This is a genomic window from Billgrantia antri (assembly GCF_019430905.1).
Taxonomy (GTDB): domain Bacteria; phylum Pseudomonadota; class Gammaproteobacteria; order Pseudomonadales; family Halomonadaceae; genus Halomonas; species Halomonas antri.
Map to the genome: position 1 here is coordinate 240,088 of NZ_JAHYCA010000007.1, position 13,447 is coordinate 253,534.

The window sequence follows — 13,447 nt, forward strand, 5'->3', positions numbered from 1 at the left end:
CCACCCTCCAGGGTCGGGGTCCTGGCATCGACCAGGTGAGAGCGCTCGGCAGACACGCTCAGTTCGTGCGCTCCTGGCGCACGCGCTCGACCAGCGCACCGGCAACCTGCGGCATGTTCTCGAGGCTGCCGGCGCTGCTCGGGGTGACCAGGTAGCGGCCGTCGACGACCAGCGCCGGGACGCCCATCAGGCGCATGGTGCGCATGCGTGCGTGGGCCTTGTTGACCTGGGCCTTGACGCCGAAGGCGTCCAACGCCTGGCGTGCCTCCTCTTCGCTGACGTCGTACTGGCTGAAGAAGCCGGCAATGCTGTCGGTATCGTTGAGACGCTCCCCTTCCTCGTGGATGGCGTGGAACAAGTCGGGATGGGCTTGCTCGAGAATTCCCAGTTCCTCGGCGGCATAGAACATCACCGCATGCGTGTTCCAGTCGCCACCCATGGTCGCCGGCATGCGGTTGAACGCGACGTCGTCGGGCTGCTCGGCGACCCAGGCGTTGAGCGGCTCCTCCAGGTTGTAGCAGTGCGGGCAGCCGTACCAGAACACTTCGGTCACCTCGACCTGGTCCTCCCCGGCGCGGGTCTCGATGGGCTCGGGCAGCTTCTCGTAGTGCTGTCCCTCGACCAGGTTGTCGGCGCTGGCCAGTGTCGCCAGGCTCAGGCCGGCCATGGCGAAAACAGCTGACTGGAGGATACGCAAGGGCTTGAACATAGAACTGGAACTCCTGTGAAGTACGCCGAAAGGCGGCGATAGGACCCGCTTGACGGATGCGTCGTTCACTTTGAGCGCCGATGCCGCTGACGGTTCCGAACCACGTCGTCGGGTCAAGACGACGAAGGCGGCCAGGGGCCGCCTTCCGTGCCGGCCGGAGCCGGCGAGGTCCGCGATGCGGCGCTCAGTGCAGGCCGTGGATATAGTTGGCCACGGCCTCCATGTCGGCATCGCTCATCTTGGCGGCGATATCGCCCATCATGCCGTTGGGATCGTTGCTGCGCTCGCCGGCGGCGAAATCCTGCAGCGTGGTGACGATGTACTGAGGGAACTGGCCGGAAAGGGCCGGGTAGACGGCGGTATGGATACCGGCGCCGCTGGGCCCGTGGCAGGCCGCACAGGCCGGAATCCCCTTGGCCGCATCGCCGGCGCGGTAGAGCTCCTGGCCACGCAGCAAGGCTTCCTCCGCCGGATCGGCCTGACCGATGTTGGCGTCCTGCGTGGCGAAGTAGGCGGCGACGTCCCAGGCATCCTGGTCGGAGAAATCGTCGACCTGCCCGGCCATCTCGGGCACCAGCCGTTTGCCGTCGCGGATATCCATGATCTGCTTGGCCAGGTAGCTCGCCTGCTGACCGGCGAGGTGCGGGAAGGAGGGCGCGGAGCTAATGCCGTTCTGGCCATGGCAGGCCGCACAGCTCTGGGCTTTTTCGCGACCAGCGGCAGCGTCGGCGTCTGCTTCCAGGTCGGCGTGAGCGACGCCAACGGCGCCGAGGGTTATTGCCAGGCTTGCCAGTAACTTTCTCATCGCTGATTCACTATGCCGTTATGGATTATACCGGTACGCATTCCTGGGAGCTGCCCCGCCTTGCGGATACCAGGCCGGCCTTGCCCTGCTGCCGAGGCGACACTCGGTTGGTCGCTGCCGGCAAGAGCACGATGTTACACTAGCGCGCCCAGGTCGCAGAAAAAAGACATCGCATTATAACGAAACAGGCCGGCATCGGAAATGCAGGGCAGGTACCGATGGTGTCCTCTGCGACTTTACCGGCAGAACGTTGAGGCCATGACCCGAATGAACTATCAGAGTGCGCGCTTTCTGACCAGCGCGCCCACGCTAGCCCAGTGCCCGCCCGACGACGGTGCCGAGGTCGCCTTCGCCGGCCGCTCGAATGCCGGAAAATCCAGTGCGATCAATACACTGACCCGACAGAAGGCGCTGGCACGCACCTCGCGCACCCCGGGACGTACCCAATTGATCAACTTCTTCACCCTGGGCGATGACACCCGCCGGCGGCTGGTCGACCTGCCCGGCTACGGCTATGCCAAGGTGCCCGAAGCGGTCAAGCGCGAGTGGCAGCGCCACCTCGCCGACTATCTGCGCGGTCGCCGTGCCCTGCGCGGCCTGGTGCTGGTGATGGACGTGCGCCATCCGTTGACCGAGTTCGACCAGACCCTGCTGGGCTGGGCCGACGACCAGGACATGCCGGTGCACATCCTGCTCACCAAGGCCGACAAGCTGAAGTCTGGGGCGGCCAAGAGCGCCCTGCAGCAGGTGCGCAGTCGCCTGCGCGAGTGGGAGGATCTGGTGACGGTACAGCTGTTCTCGTCACTCAAGCGCGAGGGGGTCGACGAGGCCTGTGCCCGCCTCGACGCCTGGCTGGCCGACCCCGAACCCGCCTAGCGCAGCTCCCACTCCGGCGCCGGCTGGCCCAGCCGGCGCAGCAGCGCGGGCAGCTCGCGCACGTGATCGAGGCGATGGATGCCGGGTGGCATCGGCGTGTCGTCCACGTGAGGTGAGATCCAGGCCACCTGCATGCCCAGGCGCCGGGCCGGCTCGACATCCTCGCGCCAGGAGTCGCCCACGTGCAGGGCACGGGCCGGCGACGCCCCCAGTCGCGCCAGCGCCGCCAGGAAGGGGCGCGGGTCGGGCTTGGGAGCGAGGATCTCACCCGCGGCGATGGCCACCGGAAAGTGCCGGCCGAGCGCCAGGCGTTGAATATCCACGTTGCCGTTGGTGATGCTGGCCAGGCGATAGTGCCGGCCCAGCCCGGTCAGCAGCGGTTCCACCTCGGGGTGCGGCTCGACCCGGTGGCGCAGCTCCATGAAGCGAGCCATCGCTGCCCTCGCCCATTGCTCCGCCGTGGCCGGCTCGAGGCCGTACTCCCCCAGCATTTCCGTTAGCGCCCGTTCGCGCAGCCAGGTGAAGTGGCCGCGATGCAGCGGGTGCGCGTGGGCCAGCGCGCGACGGCGCAGCTCGAAGCTCTCCAGCGGAAAGCACTCGCTGAAGCGTGGCGAGGTGGAACGCCCGTGCGCCTGCAGCCAGCCGGCGAGCTCGCGGTCGAGCCAGGCGTAGTGGCCGGTCTCGGTGGCGACCATGACACCATGGTTGTCCCACAGGGTGTCGTCGAGGTCGAAGGTGATGGCCTGGAGCGGCAAGGGGTCAGTCATGGTCATGCATCGCGTGTTTCGTCGCTGCGCCGGCGGGCGCGTGGGTGGGTCGCATCGTAGCTCGCCGCCAGGTGCTGCCAGTCGAGCTTGGTGTAGACCTGGGTGGTCGAGAGGTTGGCGTGCCCCAGCAGCTCCTGTACCGCGCGCAGGTCCTGGCTCGACTCCAGCAGGTGGCTGGCGAAGGAGTGGCGCAGGCGATGCGGGTGGAGGTGCTCGGGCAGGCCGCGGCGGCGGGCCACCTCGGTCAGCCGCTTCTGGATGGCGCGGTGTCCGAGCCGCCCGCCGCGGGCGCCGACGAACAGCGCTGTCTCTCCCGGCGCCGCCAGCCTCGCGCGGCAGGCCAGCCAGGCGTCGAGCGCGCGTCGGGCGCTGCGTCCCACCGGTACCTGGCGCGGCTTGCCGCCCTTGCCGAGCACCCGCACGCGGCGCGGCTCCAGGGCGTCAAGGTCGAGGCCGGCGAGCTCCGCCAGGCGCAGGCCGCTGGAGTAGAACAGCTCTAGCATCGCCTGGTCGCGCAGCGCCAGCGGCGAGCCGTCGTGAGGCGTATCGAGCAGTCGCGCGAGCTGGTCCACGTCCAGCGGCTTGGGCAGGTGGGCGCCCTGGCGCGGCGTGGGTACCAACTCGGCGGGATTGTGCTCGAGCACGCCGTGCTTCACCAGGAAGTTGGCGAAGTGAGAGATCGCCGCACGGCGCCGTGCCAGGCTGCGCGGAGCGAGGCCGCGACTGCGCTCGGCGCCGAGAAAACGGCGCACCAGGCCGACGTCCAGCCCGGCGCCATCCTCGATCTTACGCTCTTCCAGGAAGGCCAGCATCGCCTCGAGGTCGCGCCGGTAGGCGTTCAGCGTGGCCGGGCTGGCGGTGCGCGCCAGCGTCTCCAGGCACGCTGCCAGCTGCTGGCGCAGTGGGCTGTCAGCCATGCGACGTAGGGCAGCCATGGGGGGCCGGGGCATGGCGCAGCAGCAGTCGCGCCAGGACGTCGCCGAGGTACTCGGTGAACAACGTATCCATGCTGGCGCGGAAATGGTCCGGGTCAGGGCTTGCCATGACCAGGTAGCCCATTGGCTCGCCCAGGGTCAGCCGGGTCAGGGCGCAGGAGCCGGCCTGTCGCGGCGGCCGCGTGTGCGGCAGCAGGCGCCCCCAGTCGGTGGGCGTGAGCCGGGTGCAACGGCTGGTCCGGCCGTCGAGCAGCGCCGCCAGGCGCACGCCGGCATGCTCGTCGAGCACGTGCCGCGGTGGCTGTGGCGGCAGCGGCTCGTGGTCGGTGAGCTGGGACGGGCACCACAGCGCCACGGCGGGGATCTGGAAGTGCTCGCTCATCTGTGTGGCCAGCGCCTGGCCCAGGGCGTCGGCATCCTCGGCCTCCAGCAGTGCCAGCACCAGTTCACGGGTGCGACGGTACTGCACCTCGTTGTGACGTGCCGATTCCAGCAGCTGCTCCAGCCGCCACTCGGCCTGCTCGGCACGGCGGCGCAGATCGTAGACCAGACGCTCGAGCAGCGAGGTGGTGCCATGGGCCTCGGGATGAGGCACCTTGAGCTGCTGCAGCAGCCCCTCGCGACCGACGAAGAAATCCGGATGACGGGCCAGCCATTCGGCCACCCGGTCCGGATCGAGGGTCTTGCGCGGTTCGGGGACGGCTCGGGTCATGCTTGCCTCCTTCGGTTCGGGTGGGCCCGGCAAGTCAGGCCAGGGCGACGCGTCCCTCGAAGACGCGTTCGGCAGGGCCGGTCATGAGCAGTGGTGCATCGCCACCGGGCCAGTCGATGCGCAGGTCGCCGCCGCGCAGGTGGACCGTGACGGGCGTTTCCAGCAGACCCTGGCGCATGCCGCTGGCTACCGCGGCGCAGGCACCGGTGCCGCAGGCCAGGGTCTCGCCGCTGCCGCGTTCGAAGACGCGCAGGCGGATCTCGTGGGGCGAGACCACCTGCATGAAGCCGACGTTCACCCGCCGCGGAAAGCGTGGATGAGCCTCGATGGCCGGGCCGAGGCGCTCGACCGGCGCGGTGTCGATGCTATCCACGCGCAGTACCGCGTGCGGGTTGCCCATCGAGACGGCGCCGATCTCCAGCGTCTCGCCGTCAACCTCGAGCCGGTGCAGCGGGCGGTCCTCGGCGGCATCGAAGGGCAGTGCCGTCGGCGCAAAGCGAGGGCTGCCCATATCCACCGTCACCTGTCCGTCCTGCTGCACCACCAGCGTCAGTGGGCCGCCGGCGGTCTCCACGTGGATCTCACGCTTGTGGGTCAGGCGCTGGTCGCGCACGAAGCGGGCGAAGCAGCGCGCACCGTTGCCGCAGTTCTCCACCTCGCTGCCGTCGGCATTGAAGATGCGGTAGCGGAAATCCATCTCGGGGTCGCGCGGCGGCTCGACGAGCAGCAACTGGTCGAAGCCCACGCCGAAGCGGCGGTCGGCGAGCCGGCGGATCTGTTCGTCGCGCAGCCGCGCGCGCTGGGTGACCAGATCGACCACCATGAAGTCGTTGCCCAGGCCATGCATCTTGGTGAAATGCAGCAGCATCAGCGCTTCTCTCCGCTCGCGTCCGCCGTTGTCTCGGGCAACAGCGACTCGCCGGCCCACAGCGATTCCATGCTCTCGCGGCGACGCACCACGTGGAAGGCGTCGCCATCGACCATCACCTCGGCGGGGCGCGGCCGGCTGTTGTAGTTCGAGGCCATGACGAAACCGTAGGCGCCGGCAGAGCGCACCGCCAGCAGGTCGCCGGCGTCGATGGCGAGTTCGCGCTCCTTGCCCAGGAAGTCGCCGGTCTCGCAGACCGGACCGACCACGTCATAGGTGGCGCGCTCGCGCACGGGCCGGGTATCCACCGGGATGATCGCCTGCCAGGCCTGGTAGAGCGAGGGACGGATCAGGTCGTTCATGCCGGCGTCGACGATGGCGAAGTTCTTGGTCTCGCCGGGCTTGAGATACTCGACCCGGGTCAGCAGCACGCCGGCATTGGCGGCGATCGAGCGGCCCGGCTCGAACAGCAGGGTCAGGCCGGCGCCGTGTTCCCAGCGGGCCAGGCGTTCGAGCAGCGAGGCGGCGTAGTCGAAGGGTTGCGGCGGGCGCTCACCGCGGTAGGGCACGCCGAGTCCGCCGCCGAGGTCCAGATGTTCCACGGTGATGCCGCGCTCGCGCAGGCGCTCGAGCAGCACCAGCAGGCGGTCGAGGGCGTCGAGGAAGGGGGCGAGCTCGGTCAACTGCGAGCCGATGTGACAGTCCAGGCCCACTACCTTCACCCCCGGCAGGCGGGCGGCCAGCTCATAGACGGCGAGCGCCTCGTCCACCGGGATGCCGAACTTGTTGTCCTTGAGTCCGGTGGAGATGTAGGGGTGGGTGCCGGCATCGACGTCGGGGTTGACCCGCAGCGATACCGGCGCCACCTGGCCGAGGCGCTCGGCCACGGCGCTCAGGCGCTCAAGCTCGGGACGCGACTCGACGTTGAAGCACTTGATGCCGACCTCGAGCGCCCGGGCCATCTCGCACTCCTGCTTGGCCACGCCGGAGAACACCACCTTGGCCGGATCGCCGCCGGCGGCGAGCACGCGCTCGAGTTCGCCCTGTGAGACGATGTCGAAGCCAGCCCCCATGCGCGCCAGCAGGCCCAGCACCGCCAGGTTGGAATTGGCCTTGACCGCATAGCAGATCAGGTGGGGATGACTGCCCAGCGCCTCGGTATAGGCACGGAAGTGCCGCGCCAGGGTGGCCTTGGAGTAGACGTAGCAGGGCGTGCCGACCTCCTCGGCCACCCGCGACAGCGGTACTTCCTCGCCGTAGAGCACGCCGTCGCGATATTCGAAGTGATCCATGATTCAGTCCGTGTCCTCGTCGTCGGCGTCTTGCTGCTCGTCACTTTGTACCGCAGGGTTGCCGTAGCGCTCCTCGGCGGCCTCGTCGCCGGGCAGGTAGAGCGGCCCCTTCTGGCCGCAGCCTGCCAACAGCGCGAGCGTGAGGGCCATCAGGGCTGGCGTGCGCACCTTGCTGCTTCTCGCCGTGCGCATGGTTAGCGGCCCAGGGCCGCCAGCGCATCGCGGGCCCGCTGCGCGGCGGCGCGCACCTGGTCCGGCGCGGTGCCGCCGATATGGTTGCGTGCCGCCACCGAGCCCTCCAGGGTCAGCACTTCGAAGACGTCGTCATCTATGACGTCGGAGAACTGACGCAGCTCGTCGAGGCTCATCTCGGAGAGATCCTTCTTCTCGCGCAGGCCGAAGGCCACGGACTGGCCGACGATCTCGTGGGCGTCGCGGAAGGCCACTCCGCGGCGCACCAGGTAGTCGGCCAGGTCGGTGGCGGTGGAGAAACCGCGACGGGCGGCTTCGTACATGCTCTCCTTGCGCGCCTCGATGGCCGGCACCATGTCGGCGAACGCCTTCAGGCAGTCGCGCACCGTGTCGAGGGTATCGAACAGCGGCTCCTTGTCCTCCTGGTTGTCCTTGTTGTAGGCCAGCGGCTGCGACTTCATCAGCGTCAGCAGGCCCATCAGGTGGCCGTAGACACGCCCGGTCTTGCCGCGAACCAGCTCGGGCACGTCGGGATTCTTCTTCTGCGGCATGATCGAGCTGCCGGTGCAGAAACGGTCGGGCAGGTCGATGAAATCGAACTGGGCGCTGGTCCACAGCACCAGCTCCTCGCTCATGCGCGACAGGTGCATCAGCAGGATGCTGGCGAAGCTGGTGAACTCGATGGCGAAATCGCGATCGCTCACCGCGTCGAGCGAGTTCTCGGCGGGACGTTCGAAGCCCAGCAGCTCGGCGGTGACATGGCGGTCGATGGGATAGGTGGTGCCGGCCAGCGCTGCTGCACCCAGCGGCATGACGTTGACCCGCTTGCGACAGTCGAGCAGCCGCTCGTGATCGCGGGCGAGCATCTCCTGCCAGGCCAGCAGGTGGTGGCCGAAGGTCACCGGCTGGGCGGTTTGCAGGTGGGTGAAGCCGGGCATGATGGTGTCGGCTTCGCGTTCGGCGAGTTCGATCAAGCCTTCACGCAGGCGCTTGAGCTCGGCCTCGACCACGTCGATCTCGTCGCGCAGGAACAGGCGGATGTCGGTGGCCACCTGGTCGTTGCGCGAGCGGCCGGTGTGCAGCTTCTTGCCGGTGATGCCGATCTTGTCGGTCAGGCGTGCCTCGATGTTCATGTGCACGTCCTCGAGCTTCACCGACCATTGGAACTCGCCGCGCTCGATCTCGCCGCGGATCTCGGTCAGCCCCGTGACGATGGCATCGCGCTCGGCGTCGGTCAGTACACCCACCCGGGCCAGCATGGTGGCATGCGCGATGGAGCCCTGGATGTCCTGCAGGGCGAGGCGCTGATCGAAGTCGACCGAAGCGGTGAAGCGTTCGACGAAGGCATCGGTGGGCTCGCTGAAGCGGCCGCCCCAGGACTGGTTGGTGCCGGGGGTTGGGGAACTAGAGCTCATCGGCGTGGGCATCCTGCGTGTTGCATGCTGTGGCGTTCTCGGGAAGCCGCGTGCGGCGGCGTAGGTCAGGTCTTGCAGTGTACCAGAGTCGGCGCGAGTGGCGAGGGGCGCAGCAAGCGACGAGAGGGCCAATTTTTCCTGCTTCGCCCGGTGCTTTATGATGAACGTCAATGACCGTCTACCGACCGTGACCGATAATGGCGCGGCAACGACAGCTGAGCCGAGGCCGTTCAGGCCCGCTGCATGGGAGAACCACGTGCGATCCAACACTACGCTGCGCATTGCCACCCGTAAGAGCTTGCTGGCCATGTGGCAGGCCGAACACGTTCGCGACCTGCTGATGGCCGAACATCCGGGGCTCGAGGTGGAGCTGGTCGCGCTCTCCACCCGTGGCGACAAGATTCTCGATACGCCGCTGGCGAAGATCGGCGGCAAGGGGCTGTTCGTCAAGGAGCTGGAGGAGGCCATCCTCGACGGGCGCGCCGATATCGCCGTGCACTCGATGAAGGACGTACCCATGCACTTCCCGGAGGGGCTCGGGCTGTCGGTGATCTTCGCCGGTGCCGAGCCCACCGACGCCTTCGTCTCCAACCGCTTCGGCACGCTCGACCAGCTGCCCGAAGGGGCACGCATCGGTACCTCGAGCCTGCGCCGCGGCCTGCAGATGCGCGAGCAGCGTCCCGACCTGGAGATCCTCACCCTGCGCGGCAACGTCCAGACGCGCCTGGCCAAGCTCGACGCCGACGAGTTCGACGCCATCATCCTGGCCACTTCCGGGCTCAAGCGTCTGGGGCTCGGCGAACGCATCGCCCAGGAGCTGCCCCCCGAGGTGTGCCTGCCGGCTTGTGGCCAGGGCGCGCTGGGCATCGAGTGCCGCATCCACGATCCCGAGCTGATCGCCCTGCTGGCACCGCTGGACGACCCCATCACGGCGACCCGGGTGCGCGCCGAGCGCGCCATGAATACACGCCTCGAGGGCGGTTGCCAGGTGCCCATCGGGGGCTATGCCGTGTTCGAGGAAGACGGCCAGACGCTGTGGCTGCGCGCACTAGTGGGCAACCCCGAGGGTACCGAGGTGCTGCGCGCCGAGGGGCGCGGCTCGATCCACGAGCCGGAGGCGCTCGGCATAAGGGTGGCGGAAGACCTGTTGGAACAGGGTGCCGGCGAGATTCTGGCACAGGTCTACGGCGCCTGAATGGCGGCCGGGCTTCCCGTGCTGATCTGCCGACCGGGCGAGCGGGCGGCTGCGTTGGCGGCCGCCATCGAGGCCGCCGGCTTCCCGGTGGCGAATCTCGAGGCCATGACGCTGGAGGCGCTGCCGGAAACCCCGGCCACGCGTCAGGCGTGGCTCGATTTCGACCATTTCCACAAGGTGGTGGTGGTCAGCCCCTTCGCCGCCGAGTGTCTCTACCAGGCCCTGGACCGCTATTGGCCCCAGCTGCCGCTGGGGACAGCCTGGTACGCGGTAGGAGCGGCCACCGCCGAAGCCCTGCACGCGCGATTCGGCGCCAGGGTGCACCTGCCGCCGGCCGCGGCCGGCGAGGACACCAGCGAGGCGCTGCTCGAGCTTGCCTCGCTGCGCGCCCTCGACGGCCAGCGCGTACTGCTGGTAGCCGGCGAGGGCGGCCGGACGCTGCTGGCCGAGACCCTGGAGGCGCGCGGCGCACGGGTCACCCGGCTGGCGCTCTATCGCAGGCGCCTCGAGTCGCCGCCCGCTGCCTTGCGCGAACGCCTCGCACGAGGCGAGTACCGTGCGCTGGTAGTGAGTAGCGGAGAAATCCTCGAACATCTGGCAAGATGGTGCACCAGGGCTACCTTGAGCCAACCGCTAATCGTGTCCAGTCGCCGGTTGGCTACACTGGCCGACGACTTGGGGTTTCGCACTCCCGTGGTGGCACCGGGGGCCACGCCGGCGGCGCTTGCCGGCGCGGTGGCCGCGGCCTGTAACCAGGAGGATGCTGATGTCGATCAAGATGATCTCGAAAAGGGCTAGCGACAGATGAGCAAGCAGACCAACGAGCAGGACGAACAGAAGGCGCCTTCTGCCAAGGACCAGGACGACAAGGGTCAAGAGGCCGGTGCCAAGGGCAAGCCCGGCAGCGGCGGCGATAAGAGTCGCCCCCAGCGCGGTAGCTCATCGTCGCCGTCCGCGGCAGGTAAGGCAGGCGAGAAGCCGCCGACACCCCCCGCCGATGATGCGCCCGCGAGCCAGGGCAAGAGCGCCACACCGGTTTCTTCTACTCCGGCCGCTGACAAGTCGACGGCTGCTACGCCGTCGTCGGACAAGGCCAGCGGCAAGCCTGCCGACAGTGACAAGCCCAGCGCCGCAAAGCCGGAAAATGCCAAGCCCGCCCCGACCGGCGGCAAGGGGGGCGATGCCAAGCCGGCCGCCTCCGGCAAGACGCCGGCCAGTGACAAGTCCGGCAGCGGCAAGCCCGGCGGCGACACCGCCAAGGCGGCTCCGGCCGGTGGCGGCGGTACGCCGAGCTCGACCGGCGGTGGTGCCGGCAAGGGCGGCAGCCGAGCCGCCGGCGTGCTGGCCCTGATCCTGGTGCTGTTCCTCGGCATCGGCGCGGGCCTGTTCGCGTGGAATACCTGGGGGCGCCTCGACACCCAGCAGCAGCGCCTGGCCGAGCTGGAGGAGCGCGCCGGCAGTGCCGCTTCGGCCGAGGAAGTCGCGGGCCTGCGTGAGCAGCTCGAGAGCGGCGAACGGCAGCGCGATGCCGAACTGACCGAGGCGATCGAGGCCATGCAGGGTGAGTTCGCCAGCTACCGCAGCGAGGTCGACGCGGCGCTCGACCAGGTGCTCGAGGAGCTCTCGCGCGAGCAAGAGCCGGATGCAGGCGAGTGGCTGCACGCCGAGGCCGCCTATCTGCTGCGGCTCGCCAGCCAGCGCCTGCAGCTTGAGGGCGATGTGGAAGGCGCCGCGGCGCTGCTGCGTACCGCCGACGAGCGACTGGCAGAAGCCGACAACCCGGCGCTGCTCTCGGTACGCCGCGCCATTGCCTCCGAGCTGTCGATCCTCGCCGGCGTGCCGGAGGTCGACCGTACCGGCCTGTATCTGGCTCTGAACTCGGTCCAGGAGCGCCTGGCACAGCTGCCGCTGTCGCGCGAGCTGGAGGAGATTCCGGCGCGCTCCGGCATCGAGGAGGCGCCGAGCGGCGGCTGGCAGGACCAGCTGTCGCGTTTCGGCCAGGAACTCAAGGACCTGATCGTCATCCGCCACCATGACGAAGCGCTCGAAGGGCTGATCGCGCCGGAACAGGAATCCTACCTGCGCCAGAGCGCACGCCTGGTGCTGGAACAGGCCCAGCTGGCGCTGCTCGAAGAGGAGCAGGCGCTGTACGAGGCCAGCCTCGACAAGGCGCTGACGCTGGTCGAGAACTACTACGACACCGAGAGCAGCGAGGTTCAGGCCGTCGTCGAGCGTCTTCAGGAGCTCAAGGGCGAGGCGATCCAGCCCGAACTGCCCGACATCAGCGGCTCCCACGAGGCACTGCAGGAATTCATCGAGCGCCGCTTCGGCTCGCGCGATGAGGGAGGGGACGAGGCATGAGAAAACTGCTGCTGATCGTCCTCCTCGGCCTGGCGCTGGGCGCCCTGTTCGGCCAGCTGATGGTCTCGCTACCCGGCTACTGGCTGGTGAGGGTCGGGGATACCTCCTACCAGACCTCTTTCTGGTTTGGCCTGGTGCTGCTGCTGGCGGTATTCCTGGTCCTGCACTTCGCCCTGCGGGTGCTGATGCGCCTGCGTCACCCTGTCAGCCGGCTCAAGGTGTGGAACCGTCGCACCCGTCACCGCAACGCCATGAAGCGTACCGTGCGCGGGCTGGTGGCGCTGGCCGAAGGCCGCTGGAAGCGTGCCGAGAAGTCACTGGTCAAGGCGGCCGACGACTCCAGCACGCCGTTGGTCAACTACCTCTCCGCTGCCTTGGCGGCTCACTATCAGGGTCGCTACGAGCAGGCCGACACGCTGCTCAAGCGAGCCCATCTCTCTACCGAAGGGGCCGATAGCGCCGTCGGGCTGATGCAGGTTCAGCTGATGCTGGATCGCCAGCAGTACGAGGAGGCCCTGGCCATCCTGACCCGTCTCGACCGTCAGATGCCCAATCACCCCCAGGTGCTCAAGCAGCTCAAGCAGGCCTATCTCAGCGTCAACGACTGGGACGGCCTGCGCCGGCTGATGCCGCGGCTGGCGGCGCGTCAGCTGATCGCTCCGCAGGAGCGCACCCAACTGGAGCTGCGCGCCTACAAGGAGCTGCTGGTTCACGAGGCGCGCGACCCGGGCAACGTCGAGCGCATCCGCAACCTGTGGGCCGACATGCCGGATGCACTGCGCGGCAACGTCGAGCTGGTGGTGCTCTATACCGAAGCCCTGGTGCGTGGCAACGAGGAGGGGATCGCCGAGCGACTGCTGCGCCACTCGCTCAAGGAGCATTGGGACAGCCGCCTGGTGCTGCGCTACGGGTTGCTCGATGTCGACCCCGCACGCCAGCTGGTGCATGCCGAGAAATGGCTGCAGGAGCGTCCCAACGATCCTGACCTGCTGCTCACCCTGGGTCGCCTGGCGCTGCGCAATGCCTACTGGGGCAAGGCGCAGGAGTACTTCGAGGCGAGCCAGCGCCAGCGCCCCAGCGGCGTGGTGTGCGCCGAGCTGGCACGGCTCTACGCCAACCTGGGCGAGCACAACAAGAGCCAGCTCTACTATCGTCAGAGCGTCGAATTGCTCGACAAGTCGCTGCCTTCGCTACCACAGCCGGCCGAACCGGCCGTCCAGCCCGAAAAGGGCGAGGCAAAGGAGCAGAAGGCCGGTTGACCCGCCGTCACCCGCCTGCAAGACGACGAAGGGGCGCCGCCAGGCGCCCCTTCGTCGTTGG

At 68.5% G+C, this 13,447-nt stretch carries 13 protein-coding genes and 1 pseudogene; 5 read left to right on the top strand and 9 right to left on the bottom strand.

Going from position 1 to position 13,447, the window contains the following annotated elements; all coding sequences use genetic code 11:
• Nucleotides 1–58: 58 nt before the first annotated feature.
• Both KPL81_RS18210 and KPL81_RS18215 read right to left on the bottom strand, forming a co-directional pair.
• A complete protein-coding gene (locus tag KPL81_RS18210; RefSeq protein WP_219793354.1) occupies nucleotides 59–709 on the bottom strand; it encodes a thiol:disulfide interchange protein DsbA/DsbL in 651 nt (216 codons plus the stop codon).
• Between the two features lie 184 nt (nucleotides 710–893).
• Complete coding sequence (locus KPL81_RS18215) at nucleotides 894–1,514, bottom strand: c-type cytochrome (RefSeq protein ID WP_219793355.1); 621 nt, start codon at nucleotides 1,512–1,514, stop codon at nucleotides 894–896.
• 258 nt (nucleotides 1,515–1,772) lie between these two features.
• Here KPL81_RS18215 and yihA point away from each other — a divergent pair, with 258 nt between their 5' ends.
• Nucleotides 1,773–2,390 (top strand): ribosome biogenesis GTP-binding protein YihA/YsxC, encoded by a 618-nt coding sequence (gene yihA, locus KPL81_RS18220; RefSeq protein WP_219793356.1) that lies wholly within the window; start codon nucleotides 1,773–1,775, stop codon nucleotides 2,388–2,390.
• Here the strand turns inward: yihA and KPL81_RS18225 are convergent.
• From KPL81_RS18225 to argH, 7 genes and pseudogenes are all read right to left on the bottom strand, one after another.
• A complete protein-coding gene (locus KPL81_RS18225; RefSeq protein WP_219793357.1) occupies nucleotides 2,387–3,163 on the bottom strand; it encodes an HAD family hydrolase in 777 nt (258 codons plus the stop codon). The two genes, yihA and KPL81_RS18225, sit on opposite strands and share 4 nt — an antisense overlap.
• Entirely contained in the window at nucleotides 3,160–4,074 is a 915-nt protein-coding gene (locus tag KPL81_RS18230) for a tyrosine recombinase XerC (protein WP_219793358.1), read from the bottom strand. The genes KPL81_RS18225 and KPL81_RS18230 overlap by 4 nt, the downstream gene beginning before the upstream one ends.
• Nucleotides 4,067–4,804, bottom strand: a complete 738-nt coding sequence (locus tag KPL81_RS18235) for a DUF484 family protein (RefSeq protein ID WP_209474678.1) — start codon at nucleotides 4,802–4,804, stop codon at nucleotides 4,067–4,069. Before KPL81_RS18235 ends, KPL81_RS18230 begins: the two co-directional genes overlap by 8 nt.
• Nucleotides 4,805–4,838: 34 nt before the next feature.
• Nucleotides 4,839–5,672 carry a diaminopimelate epimerase gene (gene dapF, locus KPL81_RS18240; protein ID WP_219793359.1) on the bottom strand — a complete coding sequence of 278 codons (834 nt, stop codon included), beginning with the start codon at nucleotides 5,670–5,672 and terminating at the stop codon, nucleotides 4,839–4,841.
• Nucleotides 5,672–6,964, bottom strand: a complete 1,293-nt coding sequence (lysA, locus tag KPL81_RS18245; protein ID WP_219793360.1) for a diaminopimelate decarboxylase — start codon at nucleotides 6,962–6,964, stop codon at nucleotides 5,672–5,674. The genes dapF and lysA overlap by 1 nt, the downstream gene beginning before the upstream one ends.
• 60 nt (nucleotides 6,965–7,024) lie before the next feature.
• Nucleotides 7,025–7,132 (bottom strand): annotated as a pseudogene (gene lptM, locus KPL81_RS20675) (LPS translocon maturation chaperone LptM); the annotation flags it as partial.
• Between the two features lie 26 nt (nucleotides 7,133–7,158).
• Nucleotides 7,159–8,571 carry an argininosuccinate lyase gene (gene argH, locus KPL81_RS18255; RefSeq protein WP_219793361.1) on the bottom strand — a complete coding sequence of 471 codons (1,413 nt, stop codon included), beginning with the start codon at nucleotides 8,569–8,571 and terminating at the stop codon, nucleotides 7,159–7,161.
• 256 nt (nucleotides 8,572–8,827) lie between these two features.
• Between argH and hemC the strand changes: the two genes are divergently transcribed.
• The 4 genes from hemC to KPL81_RS18275 are packed head-to-tail and all read left to right on the top strand — an operon-like array spanning nucleotide 8,828 to nucleotide 13,386.
• Nucleotides 8,828–9,766 carry a hydroxymethylbilane synthase gene (hemC, locus tag KPL81_RS18260; protein ID WP_219793362.1) on the top strand — a complete coding sequence of 313 codons (939 nt, stop codon included), beginning with the start codon at nucleotides 8,828–8,830 and terminating at the stop codon, nucleotides 9,764–9,766.
• Nucleotides 9,767–10,564 carry a uroporphyrinogen-III synthase gene (locus KPL81_RS18265; RefSeq protein WP_219793363.1) on the top strand — a complete coding sequence of 266 codons (798 nt, stop codon included), beginning with the start codon at nucleotides 9,767–9,769 and terminating at the stop codon, nucleotides 10,562–10,564. It begins immediately after the preceding gene.
• A 6-nt stretch (nucleotides 10,565–10,570) separates the two neighbouring features.
• On the top strand, nucleotides 10,571–12,127 hold the full coding sequence (locus tag KPL81_RS18270; RefSeq protein ID WP_219793364.1) for a uroporphyrinogen-III C-methyltransferase: 1,557 nt from the start codon (nucleotides 10,571–10,573) through the stop codon (nucleotides 12,125–12,127).
• The gene (locus KPL81_RS18275; RefSeq protein WP_219793365.1) at nucleotides 12,124–13,386 is read left to right on the top strand and encodes a heme biosynthesis HemY N-terminal domain-containing protein; all 1,263 of its coding nucleotides are present in this window, start codon (nucleotides 12,124–12,126) and stop codon (nucleotides 13,384–13,386) included. The genes KPL81_RS18270 and KPL81_RS18275 overlap by 4 nt, the downstream gene beginning before the upstream one ends.
• The last annotated feature ends 61 nt before the right edge of the window (nucleotides 13,387–13,447 follow it).